Source organism: Ruegeria sp. C10, from assembly GCF_056537805.1.
Genome location: NZ_JBQFSC010000002.1, coordinates 1012727 through 1038830, shown reverse-complemented (window position 1 = coordinate 1038830; position 26104 = coordinate 1012727). Strand labels below are relative to the sequence as shown.

Below are 26104 nucleotides of genomic sequence, written 5' to 3'. Positions count from 1 at the left end.
TGCGCGGGGCATTCCGTATAAGTCTGGCAGTATTCTTGGGGGAAGCTGCCATGACCAGAGACTTGTCGCCCATCGACAAAGCGAAATACGTTGCTGCCTGTCGCGCCGCCGATCTTGTTCAGGACGGGATGCGTGTGGGATTGGGGACAGGCTCGACCGCCGCATGGTTGGTGCGCCGCCTGGGTGAACGGGTGCGCGACGAGGGGTTGAAAATCAAGGGCGTTCCGACGTCGACCGCGACGGCGCAATTGGCGCGGGAAGAAGGGATCGAGGTCGTCTCGCTGGATCAGGCCGGCTGGTTGGACCTGACAATCGACGGCGCGGATGAGTTTGATGGCGAGTTCAACCTGATCAAGGGCGGTGGTGCTGCGCTGTTGCAGGAAAAGATTGTGGCCACAGCCAGCGATCAGATGGTGGTGATCGCGGATGCAGGCAAAGAGGTTGAGACGCTGGGCGCATTCCCTTTGCCGGTCGAGGTGATCCCGTTCGGCTGGCAGACCACCCGCACCCTGATTGAAGAAGCGCTGGACACGATGGATGTGCTGGGCACTTCGGTCACGCTGCGGATGAACGGTGAGGCACCCAAGGTTACGGATGAGGGCAATCACATTCTGGACCTGCATCTCAAGCGGATCGGCAATGCCCGCCAACTGGCACTGGTGATGAATCAGATTCCGGGTGTGGTCGAAAATGGGCTGTTCATTGATATCTGCGACAAGGTTGTCATTGGTTATGGCGATGGCCGGGTCGAATTGCGTGATATCAATGAGGGTACAGTCCTGACCGATATGCTGGGTGACGGTGGGGACAACCTGTTTTCCGATCTGGCGGACTAAAGATCAGGCAAGTAGCGCGATAAACTGCAGAAGAAAAATCACTATTTCCCGCGCCAGGGGTTGGCAGTTCAGGATTTGCGCCCAGATATCCAGTGAATTTTGGCCACGCGGAATAAAAGGAACTCGTACATGAGCTTTGACTATGATCTGTTCGTCATCGGAGGCGGCTCGGGCGGAGTTCGCGCGGCACGGGTGGCGGCGGGTGAAAACGGCGCCAAGGTGGCTCTGGCGGAAGAGGATCGTTACGGCGGAACCTGCGTGATCCGTGGCTGTGTACCCAAGAAGCTGATGGTTTTCGCTAGCGAGTTCGCGGATACGGTCGGGGACGCGCAGGCTTATGGCTGGGACATGCAGCCGGGTGCGTTCAACTGGAACACTTTCAAAGTTAAGCTGCACGCAGAGCTCGATCGGTTGGAAGGTATCTACCGCAATATCCTGAAGAACAATGGTGTCGAGAGTTTCGACCAGCGCGCCCATGTCGTTGATCCGCATACGGTGGAACTGGCTGATGGTACCCGCAAGACAGCCAAGCATATTCTTGTCGCAACGGGCGGTCGTCCGGTTGTACCCGAGTTCCCCGGATCTGATCTTGCGATCACCTCGAATGAGATTTTCCACCTGGAGGAACTGCCCGAATCCATGCTGATCGTTGGCGGTGGATATATCGCCTGTGAATTTGCCGGGATCATGAATGGGATGGGGGTCAAAACGACTCAGTTCTATCGCGGGGCGCAGATTCTGCGGGGCTTTGATGATGAGGCGCGCGGGCTGATCAGTGAAGAGATGTGCCAGAACGGGATCGACCTGCATCTGGGTACCAACGTGCTTGAGATGAAAAAGCAAGGCGACAAAATCTGGGTGAAGGCCACAAATGGCTCCGAGCAGCTATTCGACGTTGTGATGTATGCCACGGGTCGCGCGCCGAATGCGGATGATCTGGGGCTTGAGGCTTTGGGCGTCGCGCGCGGTCGCAAGGGTGAGATCATCGTGGATGAGTACAGCCAGACCGGCGTGCCCTCGATCTTTGCCATTGGCGATGTAACGGATCGGGTGAACCTGACCCCTGTGGCGATCCGCGAAGGCATGGCCTTTGTCGAGACCGTCTTTAAAGGCAATCCAACGCCCGTTGATCACGAACTGATCCCGACCGCGATCTTTACCCAGCCGGAAATGGGTACTGTGGGCCTCAGCGAGGAAGCGGCTGCGGAACAGGAACCGATCGAGGTTTATGCGACCTCATTCAAGCCCATGCAGAAGGCGTTTGCCGGAGGCACACAGCGCGTGCTGATGAAGCTGATCGTGTCGCAAGAGACGCGGAAAATCCTCGGCTGTCACATCGTTGCGCCAGGCGCGGGTGAGATGATCCAACTTGCCGGAATTGCCGTAAAGATGGGTGCCACCAAAGAAGATTTCGACCGTACGGTTGCAGTTCATCCGGTGATGGCCGAAGAACTGGTGACAATGCGGCAACCTGTGCGCACGGCTTGATTTGCAAGCGCGCGCACACACGTTACAAGGGATCCCGTGATCACACGGTCCAACACAAGGGAAAAGATACATATGGCGGGCAACAGCGGCGGCCCCTGGGGGGGCGGAGGCTCATCCGGAGGCGGAGGAAATCGGGGTAATAACGGGGATGGGCGCAAGCCCCCCGAAGGTGACGGCCCGCAGATCCCCGAGATCGATGAGCTGATGAAAAAGGGCCAGGAACAGCTGCGCGTCCTGATGGGCGGTCGTGGCGGCGGTGGCCGTGGTACAAATGGTTCGGGCGGCGGCGGTGGCCCCGCGTTTACCAAAGGGACCGTTGCGATCGGTCTGTTGGTTGCGGCAGGTCTGTGGGGGCTAGCAAGCTTTTATACAGTCAAACCCGAAGAACAATCTGTCGAACTGTTTCTGGGTGAGTTCTCGGCTGTCGGAAATCCGGGTCTGAACTTTGCGCCTTGGCCGTTTGTGACCGCCGAGGTCATTCCGGTCACCCGAGAACAGAACGAAGACATGGGCGGTGCCCGTGGCAGCGACGATGGTCTGATGCTGACCGGTGACGAGAATGTGGTTGATATCGACTATCAGGTTGTCTGGAACATCAACGACCCGGCGAAATTCCTGTTCAACCTGCGTGATCCGCGCCAGACGATCCGCGCCGTGTCTGAATCGGCGATGCGTGAGATTATTGCGCAGAGCGAACTTGCGCCGATCCTGAACCGGGATCGCGGTATCATTGCTGATCGCCTGCAGGAACTGATCCAAGAGACAATGGACAGCTACGATTCGGGTGTGAACATCGTTCGTGTGAACTTTGACAAGGCTGATCCACCGCAGGACGTGATTGCCGCGTTCCGCGACGTTCAGGCCGCCGCGCAGGAGCGTGACAGGTTGCAGAACGTCGCTGACGCCTATGCCAACCGCGTTCTCGCTGAGGCGCGTGGTGAAGCCGCGCAGGTACTGGAAGAGGCTGAAGCTTATCGTGCCCAGCAGATCAACGGTGCACAGGGTGAAGCCAGCCGCTTTAGCGCGGTTTTGGAGGAGTATTCCAAAGCACCTGATGTGACCCGCAAACGTCTGTATCTGGAACGCATGGAGCAGGTGCTGGGTGACGTGGACAAGATCATTCTGGATGAAAACTCGACAGGATCGGGGCAGGGCGTTGTGCCTTATCTGCCGCTCAACGAGTTGCGCCGTAACCCTGCAGGGGAGAGCAACTGATGCGTAAGACAACGTTTATTCTGCCGATCATCTTTCTTGCGATTGTCGGTGTTCTGTCCTCGATCTTCATCGTGGACGAGCGTGAACGCGCTCTGGTTCTGCAATTTGGTCGCGTTGTTGCGGTTAAGGAAGATCCGGGGCTGGCATTCAAAATCCCGCTGATTCAGGAAGTGGTGCGGTATGACGACCGTATCCTGTCGATTGACGTTCAGCCGCTGGAAGTGACGCCTCTGGACGATCGTCGTCTGGTGGTCGATGCCTTCGCACGCTACCGGATTTCTGATCTGGAACAGTTCCGTCAGGCCGTTGGTGTCGGAGGTATCCCGGTTGCCGAGGATCGTCTGGACCGCATTCTGCGCGCCGAAACCCGCGAAGTGCTGGGTTCGGTTTCGTCCCGTGACATCCTCAGCTCGGATCGTGCCGCACTGATGCTGCGTATCCGCAACAGCGCGATTGCACAGGCACGTGCGCTGGGCGTGAACGTAATCGACGTGCGTCTGAAGGCGACCGATCTGCCGCAGGCCAACCTTGAGGCGACGTTTGACCGGATGAAGGCGGAACGTGAACGTGAAGCGACCGACGAACGCGCCCGCGGTAACGAAGCCGCGCAGCGTGTGCGCGCGCAGGCCGATCGGACCGTGGTTGAACTGGTATCGGACGCCAACCGTGAGGCCGAGATCATTCGCGGTGAGGCAGATGCCGAACGCAACGCGATCTTCGCCGAAGCCTATGGTGCCGATCCGGAGTTCTTTGAATTCTACCGTTCGCTGACCGCCTATGAGAATGCCCTGCAAGGCAGCAACAGCTCGTTGATCCTGAGCCCGGACTCGGAGTTCTTCAACTACCTTGCTTCTCCGACCGGGCGTCGGGCACCGGCAGCTGCGGCCGCTGAGTGATGGGCATGATCCTTCTGGCCTTCGGGCTGGTACTGATTGTCGAGGGGCTGGCCTATGCGCTGGCCCCTTCGCTTATAGAACGCATGCTTGAGGCGCTGCGCGCGTTTCCGGAACAGGCGCGGCGGCTGGTCGGGCTGCTTTGTGTGGTCAGTGGGCTGGTGCTGCTGTGGGGCGCATATCAGGTCGGTTTTTGATGCGATGGTTTCACGCACCGGTGATTTCCCCGCGATCCCGAGTTGCGGGCCGGGACAAACTGACTACATTGGTTGCAAAGAAGGGCATCCGGGTGATGCCAACAGAGAATTAGTCAACAAGGAGACCCCAAGTGCAGGCTAAGGCGCGCAGTGTGTCCGTCCGACGGGACGATTTTGTTATGAAGATGCGGCTGATGTGGCTGACGTTAGTGGGGGTGCTGCTGGTTTTGGCTCAATCCGTGTCCGCGCAGGCGCGGGGTGATAGCCTGGCGCCGCTGGCCGAACAGATTAGCCCTGCGGTGGTCAATATCACCACGTCGACGCTGATCGAAGGCCAGACTGGCCCGCAAGGGATCGTGCCTGAGGGCTCACCATTCGAAGACTTTTTCCGAGAGTTTCAGGATCGCAATGGCGGGGACAATGAAAATCGCCCACGTCGCAGCAATGCGCTGGGCTCGGGCTTCGTGATCTCGGAAGACGGCTATATCGTCACCAACAATCACGTGATTGCCGAAGCCGATGAGATATTGGTCGAGTTTTTTCCCGGTGATGGCCAGCCCGCGAAAGATTTGGTTGCCAAGGTAATCGGCCGGGACGAAAAGACCGACATCGCGCTGCTGAAAGTCGAGGCGGAAGGGCCGCTGAAATACGTGCAGTTCGGTGACAGCGACATTGCCCGCGTGGGCGATTGGGTGATCGCGATGGGCAACCCGCTGGGGCAGGGCTTTTCGGTGTCAGCAGGGATTATCTCGGCCCGGAATCGGGCGCTGAGCGGGTCATATGATGACTACATCCAGACCGATGCTGCGATCAACCGGGGCAACTCGGGTGGGCCGCTGTTCAACATGAATGGCGAGGTGATCGGTGTGAATACGGCGATCCTGTCTCCCAATGGCGGCTCGATCGGGATTGGTTTCTCGATGGCTTCGAATGTGGTGATCAAGGTCGTTGATCAACTGCGTGAGTTCGGGGAGACCCGCCGCGGTTGGCTGGGCGTGCGCATTCAGGACGTGACCGAGGATATGGCCGAGGCGATGGGGCTGGACAAACCCGGAGGTGCGTTGATCAGCGATGTACCGGACGGCCCGGCAAAAGAAGCGGGCCTGCTGGCCGGAGACGTGATCATCAGCTTTGATGGCGTCGAGGTCGAGGATACACGCGGCCTTGTGCGGCAGGTGGGAGAGACCACCGTTGGCAAATCTGTGCGTGTGGTCGTGCACCGTGATGGAGGCACCCAGACCGTGCTGGTGACGCTGGGCCGCCGCGAAGACGCCGAACGTGCCGAGAATGGCGAAGAGCCGGAAGCCGAAACGCCGACGGAGGAAGACAAGGATATTCTTGGCCTGACCATCGCTCCGCTGGGGGATAGCCAGCGCGAGGAATTGGGTCTGGATGCCGATGCCGAAGGATTGTTGGTGACCAATGTTGATGAATCCTCGGAAGCCTTTGAAAAGGGTCTGCGCGCCGGTGATCTTATCACTGAGGCGGGGCAGCAGAAGGTGACTTCGATCACTGATCTGGAGACGCGGATGGATGAGGCGCGTGAAGCAGGACGCAAATCTCTGTTGCTGCTGGTGCGGCGGGGCGGGGAACCCCGGTTCGTAGCGCTGAGCCTAGAATAATAAACTCAGCGAACAGATCCGAAATTAGAAGGTCCGGATATTTTCCCGGCCTTTTTCATACTTCGTTAAGAAAAAAGCCATATGCCGGGGAAGGCATATGGCTCTGTACAGGGAGAGGTCGGTGGACAGATATCGGGGATGATAAAACCGACCTCCTACGGTAACGGGATTGACCTTAGGGCAATCTTAAAGCTGCGTATGTGAAGCGGATCACATCTGTGCCGAAAATTTAGATTAAATCGGATTCGGCCAGTTGCCGCAGCGCGTCAAAGTCGTGGATCTGCAGCCCGCCGCGCGAAGCTTCGACGACATTGTCGCGTTTCCATGTCGAAATGGTCTTTGACACTGCCTCACGCGTCGCACCGACAAATTCGGCCAATTCGCTCTGCGAAAGCGTGATACGTGCCGTTGGGCTGTCCTGTTGTCCTGCCAGGTGCAAAAGCTTGCGCGCCAGTCGGATCGGCATCGGCAGGAATACCTGCTCGTTCAATTGAGCGCCCATATAACGCATGCGAAGACCGGCCAAGCGGATCAGATCCACCGCAAGGTCAGGATGTTCCCGGATCTGCGCCATCATGTCTTTCTGGCGAACGCGCAGGACTTTGGAGGGCTCAGCTGCTGTTACGGTTGCGGTGCGGGGACCGCTGTCGAACAACGCGATTTCCCCGAACACCTCACCTGGGCGCATCATGCTGAGAGACAGCTTGCGCCCGCTCGACGCAAGAAATGACACTTCGAGCGCACCGGAAAGAATGGCATAGAGCGCATCGCCTTCATCGTCCTGCTCGAACAGGACATCGCCCCGATCCAATGTGACTTCGGTGGCCTGGGCTGCCAACATGGTGCGCAGCTCTTCAGAGGCTTCGGACAGGAATCCACTGTTGGGAAATGCCATCATTCGGGCGCTGATCTCCGGGGTTGAGTGGTGCGGGTGGTGACCCAACTTTTCACAGCTTCAAGCTTAAGCCAAGAAATTTTGTTAGCTTGTTACGCTTGGGCAAGAACAGTTATTGCTTGTCGGGATCATCCATATAGCTTTGCAGCAGGTTAAACTGCATCATCAGAAACGCCATCAAGGCAATGGGAAAGCCGAAGGTTTCGATCTTGACCCATAGGTCCGTTGACATCGTGCGCCAGACCAATTCATTGGCTGCGGCCAGTACTGCGAAACAGGCACACAGACGCCGGGTGAGGATCATCCAGCCCTCGTGCTGCATGGGTAGCATCTCGTCCAGAACATATGCCAGGTAGGATTTCCCCTGCAAAAGCCCGATCCCGAGGATGGCGGAAAAGAAGCCATAGACCAGTGTTGTTTTCATCTTGAAAAACCGCTCGTCATTGAACCACGCGGTGAGGCCGCCGAAGAAAATCACCATGAATGCGGTGAAAATCTGCATACGGCTGAGTTTGCCCGTCAGGTACCAGAGGATGCCCATGGCAGCCAGCATCAGCGGCACGAACAGGATGGTGGCGACGATGAACCCAGAATACTCGGTGCCGCCGATCACGAAATTGTCATCACGTAGGCGTAGGTAGATGAAGAAGAAGGCCAGTGGGGGGCCAAGTTCCAGTACCTGTTTGAGGAATGGGTTGATGTCTTTTTTCTCTGCCATGATTCCAACCTGCTGCTTACCCGCCCATTTCAACTATTACTGCGCCGAGTGCAATCAATGCCATCAACGCAATGCGTCTGGGGCCGACAGTTTCTTTCAGCACCAGCCAGCCGATGAGCGCTGCGAAAACGGTGGAGGTTTCGCGCAGGACCGCCGCCTCTCCGACCTTGTCCAGTCGCGTGGCCAGCATGATGGCACCGAAGGACATCGGCGCGATGATGCCGCCCGCGAACCCGCGAAGCATCAGAGGTCCAAGCGCGGGGCGGTGGATCATTGCGCGGTATCTGAGCGCAGCATAGATCGGCATCGCGGCCCCGTCGATCATGAAGAACCACGCAAGGAAGGTGAACGGATCGGCCGTAGCGCGGATACCGTAGGCATCATAGGTCGTATAGAGCGCCACGAAGAGGCCCGTGACGACCGCCAGCACCAGCGCGATTTGCAGCGTATCACGATTGGCCTCAAGGTAGCGCAGGTTATAGGCGGCAAGGCCAAAGATGCCCGCGAGAAGCGTCGCTACTCCTAGCCATTGGATGGCCGAAAAGGTTTCACCGAACAAAAGATAAGCTCCGATCACGGTGAAGAGCGGGCCAGTACCGCGCACGACCGGATAGACAACGGTATAGGAGCCTTTGGTGTAGGCCATCGCCTGCAGCACCTTATAGCCGATATGGATCAGCCAGACGACGCCAAAGATCGGCCACATGTAAGGTTCGGGCCATGGCACGATAAAGAAGGCGAATGGCATCGCCATAAGGCAGTAGCAGGCATCGATCGCCCCGCGCGACATCCACGGGTCGTGGCGGCCTTTTTGCAGTGCACCGAAAACCGCATGCAGGAAGGCCGCCATCAGCGCTAGCGCGAGGGCGAGTTGGTGGCCTGCTTCGGTGCCTTCGAGGGAGATCAGCCAGTCGCTCAAATCGGGGCTTTCGCTTGGGCGGAGAGAGTGGGGGGCTGTCTGCCCCCCACGCCCCCCGAAGGTATTTTCGGCCAGATGAAGGGGCGGATCAGGATTGTAGGCCCGTCAGGGCGGCGGCGAATTCTTCGGGATCAAACGGGGCGAGGTCGTCGATTTGCTCACCGACACCAATGGCGTGGATCGGAAGGCCGAACTTGTCGGCGAGGGCGACCAGCACGCCGCCTTTGGCGGTTCCGTCCAGTTTGGTCATCACGAGGCCCGAGACATCGGCCAGTTTGCGGAAGGTTTCGACCTGACTGAGGGCGTTTTGCCCGGTGGTGGCGTCCAGCACCAGCAGAGTGTTGTGCGGTGCGGTGTCGTCAACCTTGCGGATGACGCGGACGATTTTGGCAAGCTCTTCCATCAGGTCGGCGCGGTTTTGCAGGCGGCCTGCGGTGTCGATCATCAGAAGGTCAGCACCTTCGCTCTGGGCCTTGGTCAGTGCATCGAAGGCGAGCGAGGCAGGGTCGGACCCTTCGGGTGCCGTCAATACGGGCACGCCTGCGCGGTCACCCCAGACCTGCAGCTGCTCGACGGCGGCTGCGCGGAATGTGTCTCCGGCGGCGATGACGACTTTCTTGCCGGCGGCTTTGAACTGGCTGGCTAGCTTACCGATTGTCGTAGTTTTGCCCGAACCGTTGACGCCAACAACCAGCACCACTTGCGGGCGCTTGGGGTAGATCGGCATTGGTTTGGCCACGGGTTCCATCACGCGGGCGACTTCCTGCGCCAGAAGCTGCTTGATTTCCTGGGTCGAGAGTTTGCGACCAAAGCGCCCCTCGGCCATGTTGGACGTAACGCGCAGGGCGGTGTCGACGCCCATGTCCGAGGCGATCAGAAGCTCTTCGAGTTGCTCCAGCATGTCGTCGTCCAGCGTGCGGCGGACAACGGTCTTGGATTCATTTCGGCCGAACAGGCGACCCATCAAGCCCTTGGATTCCGGAACCTCTGGGGGTGGAGGCGCCGGTGTGGGATCAGCCGGGATCGGAGCGGGAGGCTCGACCGGTTGGGGCGCGGGCGCGGGTTCCGGCACTTCGGGAACCGGTTGCGGTTCGGGCTCAGGTTCGGGGATCACCGGATCAGGATTTGGGGTTTCCTCGCCGCCATCCTCGACAATTGCATCCAGCCCCTCTTCGAGGCGCGATGAGGATTTGAACAGCTTGTCCTTGAGCTTTGAGAAAAACGCCATTTTTGATCTCCGCAGGTGTTCCCCTCACCTAATGTGGATTGAAGGCAGTTGCAAAGGGTCAGGTGAAGGCGATCAGAAACCCGGCTTGGGCAGCCCAGTAAAGCGGCCAGACCAGATAGGGCGTAAGCTTCAGGGTCGGGTGATTGGCAGGTAGCAGGAACTTTTCAGTCGCAAGCGCCAGATCCGAGGCGATGAAGGCCATCGCGGCGGGAAGGGCCCAGCGTAGTGCTCCAGTTTCGGGAAGGGCAAGAACGGTGATGCCCATGCCCAGGATGATTGGAATATAGGCGAGGACGGGGATTTTGAGGTCTCCGGCGCTGGGGGTGAGCAGCGTGGCCATAACGATGCCCAGGATGATCAGGGACCAGAAGATCGCGGGGTGGTCGAAGATCTGTTCAGGGCTGCTGCTGGGGCTCGTCATAAACAAGGCGATATAGGCCAAATGCCCCGCAGCAAATGCACCGATGCCTGCCATGAATGTGCTGTCGGTTTCGCGTGACAGAAGGGCATCACCTATCGCGCAGAAGGTGAGGGCGAGGATCAGGAGCCATGGCGCGCTTGCCAGTATGGCGACGCCTGCCAGCAGCACGACCGATGCTGTTTTCAGCATGCTACGCAGGGTGCCGGCCGGGCGCGCGGTAAGTGGCAGGTAGGCCAGCGCGCAGGCCGCCGCAATCCAGAAAAGAAGTGTCGTCATGGTGCGTCCCCGATGTTTTTGAGGCAATCATCGCCATGATCTCGGCCGTGCATCAAGGCGTGACGTGGAGTTATCTTGCCGATCGTCGCGATGTGGAAAGGTTGAATGGCACTTGTGGGCAGCTTCTGACACAGTGTGGCCATGATCCGAACTTGCTTGATTCTACTGACCCTTGCCTCACAGCCCGTTGCGGCGCAGTCGCCTCTGACAGGGCCTGAGTTTGATGCGTATACGCGTGGAAAAACCTTGTATTACGGGTTCGATGGGCAGGCCTACGGAGTCGAACGGTATCTGCCAGACCGCCGAGTCATCTGGTCATTTCTGGATGGCAATTGCATGAACGGAGTTTGGTACGAGCAGGAAGATCAGATCTGTTTCATCTATGAGGATCAACTGGCGCCGCAATGCTGGGTGTTCTGGCAATCCGGGGGCGGATTGATCGCGCAATTCGAGGGCGATCCGACAGCGACCGAGTTGTACGAGGCCGAGGATATTGGCGAAGAGATGTTGTGCTACGGACCGGATGTCGGGGTCTGAAATGGTCGCAGGTCTTCATAGTCCAGCATGACGTGATGTTGAAACGCGGGCCTTTCGGTTAGCCGTTCATAGTATCGACGTAAATGCGGTAACGGTGCGCGGACGATGTCGATATCGTAGTAGCGGTAAAGAACGTGGCCGAACTGTATATCCGCCATTGTAAAATGCTCACCCGCAAGGAACGTGTTTTGGTCCAGCTCCTTGTCTGCGATTGCCAGTTTGATTTCCAAATCGCTGACAGCCCGACGGATCGCTGTTTGATCCTGCTGTTCAACGGGTGTTCGCACAATTTGCCAGAACACCGGAACGGTAAACGCCATCGCCACGTTGAGTTTCGCCCATTCGGCCCATTTGTCGATCGTGGCGCGCCGGGTAGGATCTGAAGGCCAGAATGCCTGATCGCCATATTGGGTGGCCAGATATCGCAGGATGGCGCCGGTTTCCCAAAGCGGTGGGTTGTCGCCATCTTGCAGGACGGGGATGGTTTTGTTTGGGTTCAGTGCCCGAAACGCTGCAGTGTCCAGCCCGCCGAAGCGATGGCCAAGATCGTGACGCTGGTATTCTAGGCCAAGCTCACCCACGCACCACATTAGGGCCTGAACGTTCGAGGATGTATTACGGCCCCAGATCGTCAGCATCGATCAGAACAGCGAACCCTGATCGGGCGGCGCTTGTTTGGGTTTCTTGGAGGGGGCTTTGTCCGATGCTCCGGTCTTTAGGCGACCATCGGCGAACTCGATCTCAAGCACAGTGTGACCCGAGGCCTGAGATTTAGTTGTGATGACTTCACCTTCGGCGCGCACGACGGCGTAGCCACGCCCGAGCGTCGCTTTGTAGCTCAGCGTTTCACGTAGGCGGTCGGTGGCGTCCATCTGCTGGCGGAGGCGGTCCAGCCGTGTGGATTGCGCGGCGTTCAGGCGATCGGTCAGTCGGTTGAGGGTATCGCGCCGTGTTTCCAGCTCGCGCTGGATCGGGCGCAGTGACAGGCGTGAGGACAGGTTGCGCCAGCGATCGCGGCGGGTTTCGACAAAGCTGCGCAGGGTCGAGGGGCGCAGACGCGCCGCACTGTCCAGCAGTTTGACGCGGCGGTTCTGAACACCCCGGATTAGCGCGTTAGGCAAGCGCTCGGATATCTGGTCTAACCTTTGGCGCGGGCTTTCCAGCAGTGTGTCTGGGCGCGGCAGGGCGCGGGACAGGTCGCGCAGACGCTGGCTGCGGCGTTGTACGGCATCCGTGGAGCCGCGCGACAGGCGGGCCCCTTGTTCGTTGGTCCAAGCCAGCAGCTCCATGCGGACCGGTACGGCAAGTTCGGCAGCGGCGGTTGGCGTAGGCGCGCGGCGGTCCGAGACATAGTCGACCAGGGTGGTGTCCGTTTCGTGCCCGACGGCCGAGATCAGCGGGATTTCTGAGGCTGCAGTCGCGCGCGCGACGCTTTCTTCGTTGAAGCCCCAGAGGTCTTCTATGGACCCACCGCCGCGCGCGACGATGATCAGGTCGGGTCGCGGGAGGGCCCCGCCCGGTGTGAGTTGATTGAAGCCTTCGATGGCGCGGGTCACTTCGGGGGCACAGTTTGCCCCCTGAACCGCGACGGGCCAGATCAGTACTTTGCGCGGGAACCGATCGCGCAGCCGATGCAAGATGTCTCGGATCACCGCACCGGAGGGCGAAGTGACAACGCCGATGATCTGCGGCAAGTAGGGCAGGGGTTTCTTGCGTTCAGCCGCAAACAAGCCTTCGGATTCGAGCTGCTTTTTGCGCTTTTCCAGCAATGCCATTAGCGCGCCTTGCCCGGCGACGGCGACTTCATCGACGTTCAGGTTGTATTTCGACTGGGCTCCAAAAGCTGTCAGGCGCCCGGTGACGACAACCTCGAGGCCTTCTTCGGGAACAACTGAAAGACCAGAAATCTGCCCTTTCCAAGTTGTGCAGGCCAGCACGTTCCGGTCGTCCTTTATGTCGTAATACAGATGACCCGAGCGGGCCTTGAACACGCGGCCCACTTCTCCACGCACACGGATTCGGCCAAAGGTGCCCTCGAGTGTGCGCTTCACCTCGCCCGAGATGTCCGAGACAGTGTATTCGGGGGTGTTCTGACCCGGAATCGGGTCATCTAGCAGGTCGGACATTTCAGCGCCTTGTGTCAAATCTCTGTGCAGCTTAGAACGCCGCGCAGGCAAGGCCAAGCAGATCGGAGCGTTTCATGAATATCCTCATTCTCGGCAGCGGTGGACGCGAGCACAGTCTGGCTTGGGCGGTGATGCAAAACCCCAAATGTGATCGCCTGATTGTGGCGCCGGGGAATGCAGGGATCGCCCAGATCGCAGAGTGTGCGGCGTTGGATATCGAGGATGGCGGTGCTGTGGTCAACTTTGCCGAGGAAAACGCGATTGATTTCGTGATCGTTGGCCCCGAAGCGCCTTTGGCCGCAGGGGTTGCTGACCGGCTGCGCGAAGCGGGTGTGCTGGTTTTCGGGCCCTCGGCAGAAGCGGCGCGGCTGGAGGCCTCAAAAAGTTTCACCAAGGAAATCTGTGACGCATCCGGCGCGCCGACGGCGGCTTATGCCCGGTTCACCGAGGCTGAGCCCGCCAAGGAATACATCCGTGCGCAGGGGACCCCGATCGTGGTCAAGGCCGATGGGCTGGCTGCCGGGAAGGGCGTGATCGTTGCGATGGACGAGCAAACCGCCCTGGACGCGATTGACGACATGTTCGGCGGAGCCTTTGGTGGCGCGGGGGCCGAAGTGGTGATCGAGGAGTTCATGGAGGGCGAGGAGGCGTCTCTGTTCGTGCTCTGTGACGGAGAGGATATCCTGTCGATCGGCACAGCGCAGGATCACAAGCGCGTCGGCGAAGGCGATACCGGGCTGAACACAGGGGGGATGGGCGCCTATTCTCCGGCCCCGGTGCTGAGCGCCGAGATCGAGGCCCTTGCGATGGATCAGATCGTGCGCCCGACGGTGGCCGAAATGAAGCGGCGCGGGACGCCGTTTCAGGGTGTGCTCTACGCCGGTTTGATGATCAAGGATGGTCAGCCCAGATTAGTGGAGTACAATGTGCGGTTCGGAGATCCCGAATGTCAGGTGCTGATGATGCGCCTTGGCGCTCAGGCCATGGACCTGATGCACGCGGCGGCCGAGGGTCGCTTGGCTGAGACGCGGGTGAACTGGGCCGACGATCACGCCATCACGGTCGTGATGGCGGCAAAGGGGTATCCTGGTTCTTATGAAAAAGGCACTGTGATCAACGGCCTGGGCGATCTGGCCGAGGATAGTAGCAACATGGTATTCCACGCGGGGACAAAGGCGGCTGATGGAAAGGTTCAGGCTTCGGGCGGGCGCGTTCTGAATGTGACTGCGCGTGGGGAAACGCTGCAAGACGCACGCGACCGGGCGTATGACATGGTTGAAGGTGTTGATTGGCCTGAAGGGTTCTTCCGTCGCGACATCGGCTGGCGCGCGCTGTAGGTTAGCGGTCGGGCTGCGCCCGGCTCGATGATTTCGGGGCGAGGGGTCAGCCCCTCGCGCTCCCCGAGGTATTTATGGCCAGATGAAGATCGGATCAGCACTTTAGTGCATTGGTCAGATCTTTGAGACTGTTGAGTGGTCCGAGGTCTTTTTGTCGCCAGCCTTTGCTGTACGAGACGCCTATGATCCGCGACCAGTCGGCGCTGGCGAGGATCAGCTCAGGGCGCGTTTCACATTGGCGCAGACCGCCTGAAATAAAATCTTCTCCGATCCTGTGATTGGTAAGGCCAGGGATTGTCGCGATTTCAATGAGTTCACCGTCTTTGTAACGCCAGATGCGCAGAGTTTTCGCAAGGTGTGGGCGGTCGACATAGGCGATCTCGACATGTCCATCGCCGTCCAGATCGGCGGCACCGATGGGGGCGAGCCAGCGGTTGCGCGTGCCGATATGGGGGGTGGCGGCGATTTTTTGACCATTTATGTCATAGATCGCCAGTTGAGCACCCGTATGCTGCTGGGCCTCTACAACGATGATTTCGGGCAACCCGTCCTGATCGATATCGGCCAGGCGTGGGGCAAGATCTTCGAATACGCGGTCTTCAGGCAGACGTATTGTAACGGTCGAGCGTTTGGAGCTATCGACTTTTCGCCGCGCCGCCGAGGAAATACTTGTTCCGACGCCGATTTCCAAAGCACCGTATTCGATGGCGTCGCCAAGCACCCCATGGGCGTAGCGTGTTGTTGGTTCCGTGAAGCGCGCAGATACTTTGGTTTCGCCGCTGGCTGCGGGCATATTCCCCGTTAGCCAAATGCAAACCATCAGAACAGCGCCGCGCGCCCGACGGTGCCAAAGGCGGTTGGGCTGACGCGGCGCATCAGAGTGCATCAGATCTGCTTTTCGGGCATCTGCACAACCAGACCATCCAGCGCGTCGGTGACCTTGATCTGGCAGGTCAGGCGCGAGCGGGCCGGGTCGGGTTCATAGGCGAAGTCAAGCATGTCTTCTTCCATGTCGTCCTTGGCGGGGATTCTCTCGACCCAGTCAGGATGAATATAGACGTGGCAGGTCGAGCAGGCGCAGGCACCGCCGCAATCGGCCTCGATGCCGGGAATGTTGTTGTCACGGGCCCCTTCCATGACTGTCAGTCCGTTGGCGACCTCGACTGTATGTTCGGTACCGCCATGCTCGACATAGGTGATCTTTGCCATTGCGTGCGTCTTCCTTTTTCGGTTGTCGAATTCTTCCTTAGTGAAGCGAGTTAAGTGTTTCTAGAGGGAATTGCGACTTGAACGGTCGCGCATGAATGTTCTTATCAACAATATTGTAATTGAGCCTGAGCCGATGTCAGAGGCTTTGATCGATCTCGTGGACCATGTGCAGGTGCACACCTATTCCATATTCGTTGTCCAATACGGGCACGCGCGTTTCAATTTCGACGTTAAATCCAATATGCTCATAAAAACTAACGGCTTCATTGTTGGCGGCTACGTCAAGGCATATCTGATTGCACTCGCCCGCCAAAGCTCGTTTTGTTGCTACTTCAAAGAGTTGGCCGGCAATACCAGTGCCATGCATATCTGGACTCACGGCGAATTCGAGAATGTAGTAGGAGTTTTGACGCGGGGCAGGAAACAACCGATCCATCCAATGCAAGGCAGATTTTAGATGAAGCGCTTCATCTTCGCCAAGAGCATTAGCCTGATTATCCACGGAAAAATCGAAATTCGCAGAATACTCTTCGTCTGTATGCCCAATAAGGAGACCCGCAACCTTGTCGTGTTGCATGGCCGTAAAGGCATGTTTGTATGAATACAAACCCTGTTGCGCAGGCCATTCCGTTCCGATGATCTTGTGCAAGACATCCATTTTACCAAACATGTAGCCGTTTAGTTTTGGATCTGTGCTCCAAAGAAGATCGGCGAGTGTCTCGGGCGGAACAGATTTAGAAGCCGATTGTACTATCGCAGTCAAAAGTCACTCCTGATTCTAGCATCCAGAAAACATGACTTACGATCCAAACATACCCACTGCTTACCGTTTAAACAAAACGCCCTGTGATTTCTGGTCCCGATGATCTCCGCGCAGGTCTGCGTGCAACGCGCGGCCTGCTATTACCGCAGGACGAGCGCTCATCATGTCCAGCCAGCGGGTAAAATGCGGTTTATCCTCCAGCACTTGTTGTTGGCCTTCCCACAGGCTCGCCCAGCCCCAGATCGACATATCGGCAATGGAGTAAAAATCGCCCGCGACGTATTCGTTTTCGGCCAACCTGCGGTCGAGCACGCCGTAGAGACGCCCGACCTCACTGCGATAGCGGTCTTTCGGATAGGGATGGTCTTGTGGCGGGTCCAGATGTGGGGCGTATTTAAGGAAGTGATGCGCTTGGCCGGCCATCGGGCCTACGCCGCCCATTTGCCACATCAGCCATTCCTCGACTGCGATCCTGTCACGTTCGGTATTGCCGTAGAACCGCCCGGTCTTGCGGGCGAGGTACATCAGGATCGCGCCGCTTTCGAAGACCGAAACAGGCGCGCCGTCAGGGCCGTCCGGGTCGACGATGGCGGGCATACGGTTGTTAGGCGAGATCTTTAGAAACTCGGGATCGAACTGGTCGCCCTTGCCGATGTTGATCAGGTGGGTTTTGTAGGGCAGCTCCATCTCTTCCAGAGCGATGGACACTTTCCAGCCGTTGGGCGTGGGCCAGAAATAGAGTTCAATCATGGGGCCTCCTTGAGTTTGGGCGATCATGAAGCTTTCTGCACAAACGGCAAGAGCGCGCGTGGCTGTGTTACGAAAGCGTGACCGGTGATCAGTCGGGCTTGACGTGTTCCGGGGCGGGGCGTAAACGCATCTTCATTCATGTGGCGATTTGTTACCGGATTGCGGGCCACGTTAAACAACACCGCTAAAAGGTCAGGATGAAAGACCCCTTTCGCTTGGCCGCGTCTGGGGTTTTTTGTTTGCCTCCAATGCGGGGCTGAAAGGAATGAGATGAGCGAGAGCTGGAACAAACGCACCCAAGCCGTCCATGGCGGCATCCGTCGCAGTCAGTACAATGAGGTTTCTGAGTCGATCTTTCTGACGCAGGGGTTTGTCTACGATAACGCCGAGCAGGCCGAGGCCCGGTTTATCGAAAGCGGCCCGGATGAGTTCATCTATGCCCGCTACGGCAACCCCACCGTGTCGATGTTCGAGCAGCGTATCGCAGCTTTGGAAGGCGGCGAGGATGCGTTTGCCACCGCTTCAGGTATGGCCGCTGTGAACGGTGCGCTGACTTCGATGCTGCAGGCGGGCGACCATGTGGTTTCAGCCAAGGCGCTTTTTGGGTCCTGTCTGTATATCCTCGAAAACATCCTGACGCGTTATGGCGTTGAGGTGACCTTTGTAGACGGCACCGATCTGGACGCGTGGGAGGCCGCGATCCGGCCTGACACCAAGGCAGTGTTTTTTGAATCCATGTCGAACCCGACGCTTGAAGTGATCGACATCACGTCCGTGTCGAGGCTGGCCCATGCGGTGGGTGCGGTTGTAATCGTGGACAACGTGTTCTCGACACCCGTGTTCTCGCGCGCGATCGAACAGGGAGCCGACGTGGTGGTCTATTCGGCGACCAAGCATATCGACGGGCAGGGCCGGGCGCTGGGCGGCGTGATCATCGGCACCAAGGAATTTATCCGTGGCACGGTCGAGCCTTACATGAAGCACACCGGCGGTGCGCTTAGCCCGTTCAGCGCTTGGATCATGGTCAAAGGTCTTGAAACCATGGCTCTGCGCGTAAACGCCCAAGCCGACAGCGCGCAGAAGATTGCAGAAGCTTTAGAAGGGCATTCTGCACTGGAGCGGACACTGTATCCCGGGCTGAGAACCCATGCGCAAAACGCGTTGGTGCAAGAGCAGCTGGGCGGCAAGGGCGGTACGGTTCTATCGCTGGACATCAAGGGCGGCAAAGCGGCGGCGTTTGCTTTCCTGAATGCGCTGACGATCCCTGTGATCTCGAATAATTTAGGCGATGCCAAGTCGATCGCAACCCACCCGGCCACCACAACGCACCAGCGTCTGAGCGACGAACAACGCGATGAGTTGGGTATCACGCCGGGCCTGATCCGCCTTTCGGTGGGGCTGGAAGATGCCGATGATCTGCTCGCGGATATCGAACGCGCTTTGGCCGCCTCGCAGAGCTAGGACAGCGCCTATGACCCATGATCAGGCGGGTGTGATCCGCCTGATCGGGCGCTTTTGGTTGAAAAGTGACGGTTTTTTCCATCTAATTTCGATCCGGGATGATATTTGGCGCGTATCGTTCCGGACTGGTAATTAAACCTCGGTGGTATATAACCGTCGGCCTAGCAAGGGATCCGTGCCAATGAACATTCATCCGCGCGACATCAACGAGACACCCGATCACGATCAGGCCGCAGCAGCGCTCAAGGTGCTGCGCGAATGGGCGAAATCAGCCTCGGCGGCCGAGATCAGTCAACTGGACCCGGCCATTGCGCAGCTTGTCCCAGGGCTGTTGCCGTCAAACTATCCAGCCCTGTCGCGCGAATATCCCCACGAGTTCGAGGCGGATGCAGCCTACAAGGCCACATTGCCGGATCTGCAAAACGGTCCGTCCAGCCTGATCCGGGGTTCGAAGCAGCAGATCCAGCATGTCGGCATCTCGAATTTCCGTCTGCCGATCCGGTTCCATCGCAAAAGCGGTGCCGAGCTGACACTTGAGACCTCGGTCACCGGGTCTGTCAGCCTTGAGGCCGAGAAGAAGGGCATCAACATGTCTCGGATCATGCGGTCCTTCTACAAGCACGCCGAGCGCACCTTTAGTTTTGAGGTGATGGAGGCAGCGCTGAACGACTATCTGACTGATCTGGATAGTTTGGATGCGCGCATACAGATGCGGTTTTCCTATCCCGATCGGATTGAGAGCCTGCGTTCGGGCTTGTCCGGATACCAATATTACGACATCGCGCTGGAACTGGTTGATCAAGGCGGAGAACGTCTGAAGATTATGCATCTGGACTATGTCTATTCGTCCACATGCCCTTGTTCATTGGAACTTAGCGAACACGCGCGCGCAACCCGCGGGCAGTTGGCGACGCCGCATTCCCAGCGCTCGGTGGCGCGGATTTCGGTGGTTATCGATTGCAACGCCGATTGTCTGTGGTTCGAAGATCTAATCGCGCTGTGCCGCCGCGCGGTGCCGACCGAAACTCAGGTGATGGTCAAGCGCGAAGATGAACAGGCCTTTGCCGAACTGAACGCGGCCAATCCCATATTCGTGGAAGATGCCGCGCGTCTGTTCTGCGCCGAGCTGCAGGCCGATCATCATGTCGGCGATTTCCGTGTGATCGCCAGCCATCAGGAAAGCCTGCACAGCCATGATGCGGTCTCGATTCTAACCGAAGGTCCAACCTTCGAATCCGCGAGCCTGGACCCGCGTTTGTTCACGACGCTGTTTCATGTGGGCTGATTGACCCCGCGGAAGCTGCTGGAAAAACAGTCAAAAATCCTGCATGGGCGCTTTTTTGCCGCAATGCAGCATGAAATGCTGCATTTGCACCCTGAATTGCGCTAGATTGTCCCCGAGTGCAGCTGCTGCGCAACCGTAAAAACCGGGTCGCGCAGCCCGAAAGGAAACCGGGACGTGCAACGCCTTGGACCGCCAACCTGCAAATCCGCCCGGACGATTGGGGCGGGCGGGGTCCTTTACTCATCTACCCGCTGCCTCGGTTTTATCAGGAGAGACATGCAATGAATCCGATTACTCAACCGCTTGAGTTTCAGGCAGCGGCCATCCGGATGGCCGGTTACGCAATGGCCAGCCAGATTGAGATCATGCAGATCATGACCCGCGCGGCGTTTGATCTGCCGATGACACCTCTGCACGGATTGAAGACAGCCGAGGCACCCGCACCGGTTGCCCGCAAAGCGGCGACCCCAGCAACGCGAAAGCCAGCAAGACCGGTTGCAAAAGCCAAGGTTGCAGCAAAGCCTAAAGCCGCGCCGAAACCCAAAGCAGCACCAAAGCCGAAGGCGGCGGCTAAGCCTGCGGCGGCACCAGCGCCGAAAACGGCAGCTCCTAAGGTTGCGGCCGCTGCACCCAAGGCGGCCCCGGTAGCCAAACCGGCTGTGAAAGCAGCACCGGCGAAGGCCAAAATATCTGCAAAACCCGCCTCGAAAGCGGCCAAGCCCGTATCAACGGCGGCCAAGCCGGTTGCGGAGTTCAAATCTTCAGCACAAGCCAAGGCACAACCGGCAGCCGCAGCGCCGAAAGCATCAGCAAACACTGCAAAAGCGGCGCCCAAGGCACCTGCGGCAGCTAAGCCCGCCCCAGCCAAGCCCGCTCCGGCAAAAGCTGCGCCTCGGGCCACAGCGGTTCCGAAACCTGCCGCTGGAAAACCTGCGACGAAGAAACCCGCAGCTGCGTCGGCTGAGCAGGCCAAACCGGCACCGCGTCGTGCACGCGCCCCGTCGAAGCCACCCGCGATGCCGGGCGTTGAGATAAAATCCGACAGTTAACACGGATCATCTGCTTGACACCGTCGGGCTGGCGCGCCAACGCTGCCCGTCATGATGGATCTTCGCCCGGTCGGATATGTGATTGGCCTGCTGGTCGCCATTCTAGGGGCGACCATGCTGCTGCCTATGCTTGTCGACATGATCGAGGGGCGGGGCGAGTGGCATGTTTTCTTTGAAAGCGCGGTCATCACACTGCTGACCGGCAGTGTTCTTGCGATGAGCTGTTCCAACGGGGTGGGCGAAGGTCTGACCATCCGTCAGACATTCTTGCTGACCTCGGGTGTCTGGGTGGCGTTGCCGGTTTTTGGCGCAATTCCGTTTCTGTTCGGCGAAACTGAACTGCGTTTCGTCGATGCCTATTTTGAGGCGATGTCGGGGCTGACCACCACAGGTTCAACCGTGATCTCGGGGCTAGACGAACTGCCACAGGGCTTGTTGCTCTGGCGGGGCGTTTTGCAATGGTTGGGGGGCATCGGAATCATCGTCGTGGCGATGGTGTTCCTACCCGAGCTGCGCGTTGGTGGGATGCAGATCTTCCGCTCGGAAGGGTTTGAAACCATGGGGAAAATTCTGCCTCGCGCGCAAGAGATCGCCGGGCAGATTTCCTTGATCTACGTATTTCTGACGGTGGTCTGCGCATTGGTCTATGCCGGTTTCGGCATGAGCTTTTTTGACGCCGTCGTGCATGCCATGACCACAATCGCTACGGGCGGGTTTTCAAACTATGACAGCTCTTTCGCCCGGTTTTCGGGACCTCTGGAATATGCCGCTGCCATCTTCATGATCCTCGCGGCGCTGCCATTTGTGCGGTATGTGCAATTGGCCAATGGTCACACAAGCTCGTTGTGGAAAGACAGCCAGATTCGGGCGTTTCTGGCAACCATCGTGGTTCTGGTTGTGATTATGTCGATCTTCCTGACTTCGGTCTTTCCGCACCATTGGGAGCAGGCATTCCGCGAGTCGCTGTTCAACATCACATCGATCATTTCGGGCACCGGGTACGCGAGTGTCGACTATATGGGCTGGGGCAGTTTCCCGGTCATGTTGTTCTTCCTGATCGGATTGATTGGCGGTTGCGCGGGGTCCACCGCGTGTTCGATCAAGGTGTTCCGCTATCAATTGCTGTTTGCGTCGATTAAAACCCAGCTCAGCCGAATTCGTTCGCCGCATGGTGTGTTCGTGCCGCGCTATGATGGACGACCGATCAGTCGCGACGTGCTGACCTCGGTCATGAGTTTTTTCATGTTCTTTGCACTATCGATGGGGGTTCTGTCGTGGGCGCTGGCCCTGACTGGGTTGGACTTTATCACCTCGGTATCGGGGGCTGCGACGGCACTGGCTAATGTGGGGCCGGGACTGGGGGAACAGATCGGGCCAGCAGGCAACTTTGCTGGGCTGAATGACGGTGCCAAGTGGCTGCTCACGATTGGGATGCTGGTCGGACGCCTTGAACTGCTGGCTGTCTATGCAATCTTTACCGTTCAATTCTGGAGAGGCTAATGAAACGACCCCTTGGGGCGCAGATCTCGCACATGCTTAAGGATCGTGGCGTTGACGTGATCTTTGGCATACCGGGCGTGCATAATCAGGAAATGTATCGCGGTATCGAAGAGGCCGGGATCACGCATGTTCTGGCCCGGCACGAGCAGGGGGCCGGTTTCATGGCGGATGGATATGCCCGCGCGTCTGGCAAGCCGGGGGTGGCCTATGTGATCACCGGACCGGGCCTGTGCAACATCATGACGCCGATGGGGCAGGCTTATTCGGATTCGGTGCCGATGCTGGTGTTGTCTTCTTGCCTCGAAGAGACACAAGCACTGCGTGGCCAATTGCATCAGATGAAGGATCAACGCGCTGCGGCCGAGACAGTTACAGACTGGTCCTGTCAGGCGAACGATGCCAAGGCTGCCTATGGTCTGATCGAGCGCGCCTTCGAAGAGTTTGAGCTGTCGCGCCCGCGACCGAAACACATTCAGGTACCCATCGCGCAATTGGAGGCCGAGGCAGCGCCTGCACCTTTTCCAAACCAGCCTGCCTTGCGCAACCAGACTGTTCCACCGGATGTGGCACCGGTTCTGTCGCTGCTGAATATCGCGCAGCGGCCATTGTTCATATTAGGCGGCGGGTGCCGGTCTAACCTTTGGCGACAGATCCTGACCCAGTTGGGGGCGGCGTGCTTCACGACATATGCCGGTCGCGGGCTGGCCGGGTCCGATTATCCGCTGGATTTCGGATCGATGCTGCCACGACCGGGCAGCGCCAAAGTAATTGCCTCGGCTGATCTTGTCGTTGTTGTCGGTGCTGAACTGGGCGAGGTTGATCTGTGGCGCCATGATCTGGGCCACAACGCAACTATGGTGCGTGTTGATCTGGACCCGCAAGTGCTGTCAGACCACCATCGTGCGGCTGTCAAACTGCAGGCAGATGGTGAGAGTTTTGCGCATGCGCTGTGGGCAGTGTCCGATCAGGTAAAACCAGCCGCTGGTTGGTCTGCGGACGAGGTGCGCAAGGCGCGCGCGCGCTGGCGGGCCGAGGTAGATGCCGAGCGCACGGGCATTGTCCCCGTGGTCGATGCACTCAGGGCGGCCATGCCCTTGGATACGATGATTTATTCGGACATGACCCAATTCGCGTATGTCGCGAAAGAAGTCTGGGACATGGGCTTTCCTTATCATTGGCACCACCCGACTGGATTTGGCACGCTGGGTTACGCCCTGCCAGCCGGGATCGGTGGTGCAGTAGCACGGCGGGGCAAACCCACAGCGGTCATCGCGGGTGACTATGGTTTTCACTACACAATGCAAGAGCTTGGGGTTGCTGTTGAACTCGGCCTGCCGCTACCCATCATTCTGTGGGACAATGGTAAACTCAAAGAGATTGAAGAGAGCATGGTGCGCGGACAGATCGCGCCTAATGCGGTGATCGCGCGAAACCCGGATTTCTGCAAACTGGCCGAGGCGTTCGGGGCGCTGTCAGCTGCACCGAAGACGCTGGATGAGATGCAGGCCGCAGTGCGCGCCGCCTTTCAGGCCGAGGTTCCCACATTGATACGGGTCACACCGGATATCCTGTAAACCTATGAAAAAAGGCGTGCACCTTCGTGCAGCGCCTTTTCCCTGAACCTGATTGTTCAGTCCCAGCAGTGCACCAGAACGGTCATTCCGTTGGCTCTGCGGCTCAGTTCGTTGGGTGAAATCTGGGCTGAGCCTTGCGCGGGCTGACCTGAGATGCCCGCCTTGGTCAGAACCTCGGTCAGACGTGCCACATTCGCCGCAAGGCTGACCGAGTCGGGCAGGGTACGCCCATCGGAAGGGGCAGGTAGCAACATGCCAACAACGCTGCCGCTATCGTCAAAAACAGGTCCTCCCGCGTCGCCGGGCTGGGCGGACAGTGCAAGGCGTTTGACGCCATCTTCTCCATTCAGGCCGCGGATATCAGCGATTTCGCCAAAGGTCAGAGTAGGGGCACCCAACGCGCCTTCGTAGGAAAAGCCCGAAACAGCGACCTGAGACTGAATACGCGGAACGCCCGCGCGGAACTCGGCAACACTGATCGGGGCAAGGGTCTGGCTAGGACGCAGCACAGCGACACCAAGGTCGGCATCCTGCCAAGCCAGCTGAACCTCTTGGTCACCGTCCAGCGTGATGCGGGTGCAGCTTTCAGCGGCCTCGGTGACCGTCAGAACCGTACCATCAGCGTCGGCGAAGAAGCCCGATCGCGATAGCCGCGGTTTGCGGATTTGCAGTCCTGACATCAAATCGATGCGCTGGTCAGCATCCGCTCCAGCACCGGCATCCAGTACGGCATCGGTCGTGGCAAAGCTTGCGCGCATCGCGGCTAGAACTCGGGCGCGGCGAGCCTCATCCCCGGCAGGCCAGACCAGCGTGAAACCTTTGATCTTGCCGTCTTTCAGAGCTGCTTGCGTGAACGAGGTCATGCCATTTCCGCGCCCTTCAATCGTGAAGCTGTTGCCACGCAGGCTGCGCTCACCGTCCAGAGGAACGATTTCAAGCGACTGCATCACTTGATAGAGCGCCCGCAGGGTTGCGGCAGAGCCTTCCTGCGAGATCAGCAGCGCCTTGGTGTCCAGATCAGAAGTGGGGTTGAAATGGGCAAAGGGTGCCTCGTAACGGTCAAAGCCCAAAACGTCCATTGGCATGTCCAGTTCGATCCCGGCTTGCGGGTCGGAATAGCTTGCCATCCCGACGCTGATCAGTGGAGCGTTGTAGTCATCCATCAGGGTTTTGCGCTGCAGCGTGGTCAGAACGCCAGTCGCGTCGAACCCGTTGGAACGTTGCCAATCGCCCATCGAGCGGCGGGTGCCCTGACCAAAGGCTCCGTCAATTGTTGAATTGTAGAACCCGGCTGCCTGCAACGCGGTTTGCAGGTCTCTGCGCTCTTGCGCGGTCAAAAGGCGTTCGCCCTGCAGAGCCTGCGAACGGGTTTCATCTGCGTCCTGCAGGGTAAGACCGGCCAAGGGCTGCTCTGGTTGCGGCTCGGGCTGGATCGGGGCGGTGACGACGCCGCGGTTCAGGATGTTGGCACCGATGGGCCAGAACTGTTGCCCCAGCGCGCTGGAGAAGGCGATGAAACTGTCCGATGGGATCTGACGCTCGGCCCTGTAAACGCGCAGCACCTGTTCGGCGTCGTCGCGTAAATAGGGCCCGATAACAATGGCATACCAGCCAGAATTCAGCCGAAACCCGTTCACATCGGGCAGCGCGTTCGCATAGACCTGCGCCCGTTCCTGCGCCTCGCGCAGCGACGGCTGCGCCTCGATCTGAACAAAGACGCCCGCATCTTGCTGGGCAAAAGCGGCGCGCAGGCCGAAGAGGATAAAGAATGTAATAACCGTAAATACGCGTGTCATTGTCTGCCC

25 protein-coding genes and 1 riboswitch are annotated in these 26104 nt (G+C 58.6%); of the genes, 12 read left to right on the top strand and 13 right to left on the bottom strand.

Annotated features, from left to right (window positions below; translation table 11 throughout):
• Window positions 1–50: 50 nt before the first annotated feature.
• The 6 genes from rpiA (at window position 51) to ACR0DE_RS13470 (ending at window position 6251) form a co-directional block, all read left to right on the top strand.
• Complete coding sequence (rpiA, locus tag ACR0DE_RS13495; RefSeq protein ID WP_170645840.1) at window positions 51–836, top strand: ribose-5-phosphate isomerase RpiA; 786 nt, start codon at window positions 51–53, stop codon at window positions 834–836.
• A gap of 129 nt (window positions 837–965) precedes the next feature.
• Window positions 966–2324, top strand: coding sequence for a glutathione-disulfide reductase (gor, locus tag ACR0DE_RS13490; RefSeq protein ID WP_170393558.1), 1359 nt, complete (start codon window positions 966–968; stop codon window positions 2322–2324).
• Window positions 2325–2396: 72 nt separating this feature from the next.
• Window positions 2397–3539, top strand: a complete 1143-nt coding sequence (hflK, locus tag ACR0DE_RS13485; RefSeq protein ID WP_170393723.1) for an FtsH protease activity modulator HflK — start codon at window positions 2397–2399, stop codon at window positions 3537–3539.
• On the top strand, window positions 3539–4435 hold the full coding sequence (gene hflC, locus ACR0DE_RS13480; protein ID WP_170393556.1) for a protease modulator HflC: 897 nt from the start codon (window positions 3539–3541) through the stop codon (window positions 4433–4435). The genes hflK and hflC overlap by 1 nt, the downstream gene beginning before the upstream one ends.
• Window positions 4435–4629 (top strand): DUF2065 domain-containing protein, encoded by a 195-nt coding sequence (locus ACR0DE_RS13475; protein WP_480753707.1) that lies wholly within the window; start codon window positions 4435–4437, stop codon window positions 4627–4629. Before hflC ends, ACR0DE_RS13475 begins: the two co-directional genes overlap by 1 nt.
• 179 nt (window positions 4630–4808) lie before the next feature.
• The gene (locus ACR0DE_RS13470) at window positions 4809–6251 is read left to right on the top strand and encodes a Do family serine endopeptidase (RefSeq protein WP_480503421.1); all 1443 of its coding nucleotides are present in this window, start codon (window positions 4809–4811) and stop codon (window positions 6249–6251) included.
• A 229-nt stretch (window positions 6252–6480) separates the two neighbouring features.
• Here ACR0DE_RS13470 and ACR0DE_RS13465 read toward each other — a convergent pair whose 3' ends face one another.
• The 5 genes from ACR0DE_RS13465 to ACR0DE_RS13445 all read right to left on the bottom strand — a co-directional run bounded on the left by ACR0DE_RS13465 (window position 6481) and on the right by ACR0DE_RS13445 (window position 10708).
• Entirely contained in the window at window positions 6481–7149 is a 669-nt protein-coding gene (locus tag ACR0DE_RS13465; RefSeq protein ID WP_170393550.1) for a Crp/Fnr family transcriptional regulator, read from the bottom strand.
• A gap of 109 nt (window positions 7150–7258) precedes the next feature.
• Window positions 7259–7864, bottom strand: a complete 606-nt coding sequence (locus ACR0DE_RS13460) for an inner membrane-spanning protein YciB (RefSeq protein ID WP_170393548.1) — start codon at window positions 7862–7864, stop codon at window positions 7259–7261.
• Between the two features lie 16 nt (window positions 7865–7880).
• Window positions 7881–8783: a DMT family transporter gene (locus ACR0DE_RS13455; RefSeq protein WP_170404938.1), complete on the bottom strand. Its 903-nt coding sequence runs from the start codon at window positions 8781–8783 to the stop codon at window positions 7881–7883.
• A gap of 88 nt (window positions 8784–8871) precedes the next feature.
• On the bottom strand, window positions 8872–10011 hold the full coding sequence (gene ftsY / locus ACR0DE_RS13450; protein ID WP_170626072.1) for a signal recognition particle-docking protein FtsY: 1140 nt from the start codon (window positions 10009–10011) through the stop codon (window positions 8872–8874).
• A gap of 58 nt (window positions 10012–10069) precedes the next feature.
• Entirely contained in the window at window positions 10070–10708 is a 639-nt protein-coding gene (locus ACR0DE_RS13445; protein ID WP_480753701.1) for a lysoplasmalogenase family protein, read from the bottom strand.
• A 141-nt stretch (window positions 10709–10849) separates the two neighbouring features.
• On the opposite strand from ACR0DE_RS13445, the gene ACR0DE_RS13440 reads away from it, so the two are divergent.
• Window positions 10850–11245 carry a hypothetical protein gene (locus tag ACR0DE_RS13440; protein ID WP_480753698.1) on the top strand — a complete coding sequence of 132 codons (396 nt, stop codon included), beginning with the start codon at window positions 10850–10852 and terminating at the stop codon, window positions 11243–11245.
• Here the strand turns inward: ACR0DE_RS13440 and ACR0DE_RS13435 are convergent.
• Together ACR0DE_RS13435 and xseA are read right to left on the bottom strand one after the other, a co-directional pair.
• Entirely contained in the window at window positions 11221–11883 is a 663-nt protein-coding gene (locus tag ACR0DE_RS13435) for a glutathione S-transferase family protein (RefSeq protein ID WP_480753694.1), read from the bottom strand. The genes ACR0DE_RS13440 and ACR0DE_RS13435 overlap by 25 nt on opposite strands.
• A 3-nt stretch (window positions 11884–11886) precedes the next feature.
• A complete protein-coding gene (gene xseA / locus ACR0DE_RS13430; RefSeq protein ID WP_480753689.1) occupies window positions 11887–13371 on the bottom strand; it encodes an exodeoxyribonuclease VII large subunit in 1485 nt (494 codons plus the stop codon).
• 74 nt (window positions 13372–13445) lie between these two features.
• Here xseA and purD point away from each other — a divergent pair, with 74 nt between their 5' ends.
• Window positions 13446–14708, top strand: a complete 1263-nt coding sequence (gene purD / locus ACR0DE_RS13425) for a phosphoribosylamine--glycine ligase (RefSeq protein WP_480753685.1) — start codon at window positions 13446–13448, stop codon at window positions 14706–14708.
• 94 nt (window positions 14709–14802) lie between these two features.
• Here the strand turns inward: purD and ACR0DE_RS13420 are convergent, their stop codons facing one another.
• The 4 genes from ACR0DE_RS13420 to ACR0DE_RS13405 form a co-directional block, all read right to left on the bottom strand.
• Window positions 14803–15594 (bottom strand): FG-GAP repeat domain-containing protein, encoded by a 792-nt coding sequence (locus ACR0DE_RS13420; protein ID WP_480753681.1) that lies wholly within the window; start codon window positions 15592–15594, stop codon window positions 14803–14805.
• Entirely contained in the window at window positions 15594–15917 is a 324-nt protein-coding gene (locus tag ACR0DE_RS13415) for a 2Fe-2S iron-sulfur cluster-binding protein (RefSeq protein WP_170393530.1), read from the bottom strand. Before ACR0DE_RS13415 ends, ACR0DE_RS13420 begins: the two co-directional genes overlap by 1 nt.
• A gap of 136 nt (window positions 15918–16053) precedes the next feature.
• Window positions 16054–16680, bottom strand: a complete 627-nt coding sequence (locus tag ACR0DE_RS13410) for a GNAT family N-acetyltransferase (protein ID WP_480736547.1) — start codon at window positions 16678–16680, stop codon at window positions 16054–16056.
• 60 nt (window positions 16681–16740) lie between these two features.
• Window positions 16741–17430 carry a glutathione S-transferase N-terminal domain-containing protein gene (locus ACR0DE_RS13405; RefSeq protein WP_223118225.1) on the bottom strand — a complete coding sequence of 230 codons (690 nt, stop codon included), beginning with the start codon at window positions 17428–17430 and terminating at the stop codon, window positions 16741–16743.
• Between the two features lie 130 nt (window positions 17431–17560).
• Window positions 17561–17638, top strand: a riboswitch (SAM riboswitch).
• 62 nt (window positions 17639–17700) lie between these two features.
• Between ACR0DE_RS13405 and metZ the strand changes: the two genes are divergently transcribed.
• Together metZ and folE2 are read left to right on the top strand one after the other, a co-directional pair.
• Window positions 17701–18891 (top strand): O-succinylhomoserine sulfhydrylase, encoded by a 1191-nt coding sequence (metZ, locus tag ACR0DE_RS13400; protein WP_480753678.1) that lies wholly within the window; start codon window positions 17701–17703, stop codon window positions 18889–18891.
• A 181-nt stretch (window positions 18892–19072) separates the two neighbouring features.
• Window positions 19073–20176 carry a GTP cyclohydrolase FolE2 gene (folE2, locus tag ACR0DE_RS13395; RefSeq protein ID WP_170563343.1) on the top strand — a complete coding sequence of 368 codons (1104 nt, stop codon included), beginning with the start codon at window positions 19073–19075 and terminating at the stop codon, window positions 20174–20176.
• Window positions 20177–20513: 337 nt separating this feature from the next.
• Here the strand turns inward: folE2 and ACR0DE_RS13390 are convergent, their stop codons facing one another.
• On the bottom strand, window positions 20514–21149 hold the full coding sequence (locus ACR0DE_RS13390) for a hypothetical protein (protein ID WP_170563340.1): 636 nt from the start codon (window positions 21147–21149) through the stop codon (window positions 20514–20516).
• A 127-nt stretch (window positions 21150–21276) separates the two neighbouring features.
• Here ACR0DE_RS13390 and ACR0DE_RS13385 point away from each other — a divergent pair, with 127 nt between their 5' ends.
• Together ACR0DE_RS13385 and ACR0DE_RS13380 are read left to right on the top strand one after the other, a co-directional pair.
• Window positions 21277–22725, top strand: a complete 1449-nt coding sequence (locus ACR0DE_RS13385) for a TrkH family potassium uptake protein (RefSeq protein ID WP_170393516.1) — start codon at window positions 21277–21279, stop codon at window positions 22723–22725.
• Complete coding sequence (locus ACR0DE_RS13380) at window positions 22725–24299, top strand: thiamine pyrophosphate-binding protein (RefSeq protein ID WP_480753674.1); 1575 nt, start codon at window positions 22725–22727, stop codon at window positions 24297–24299. Before ACR0DE_RS13385 ends, ACR0DE_RS13380 begins: the two co-directional genes overlap by 1 nt.
• A 56-nt stretch (window positions 24300–24355) precedes the next feature.
• Here the strand turns inward: ACR0DE_RS13380 and ACR0DE_RS13375 are convergent, their stop codons facing one another.
• Window positions 24356–26095 (bottom strand): serine protease, encoded by a 1740-nt coding sequence (locus ACR0DE_RS13375; RefSeq protein ID WP_480753802.1) that lies wholly within the window; start codon window positions 26093–26095, stop codon window positions 24356–24358.
• Window positions 26096–26104: the final 9 nt, after the last annotated feature.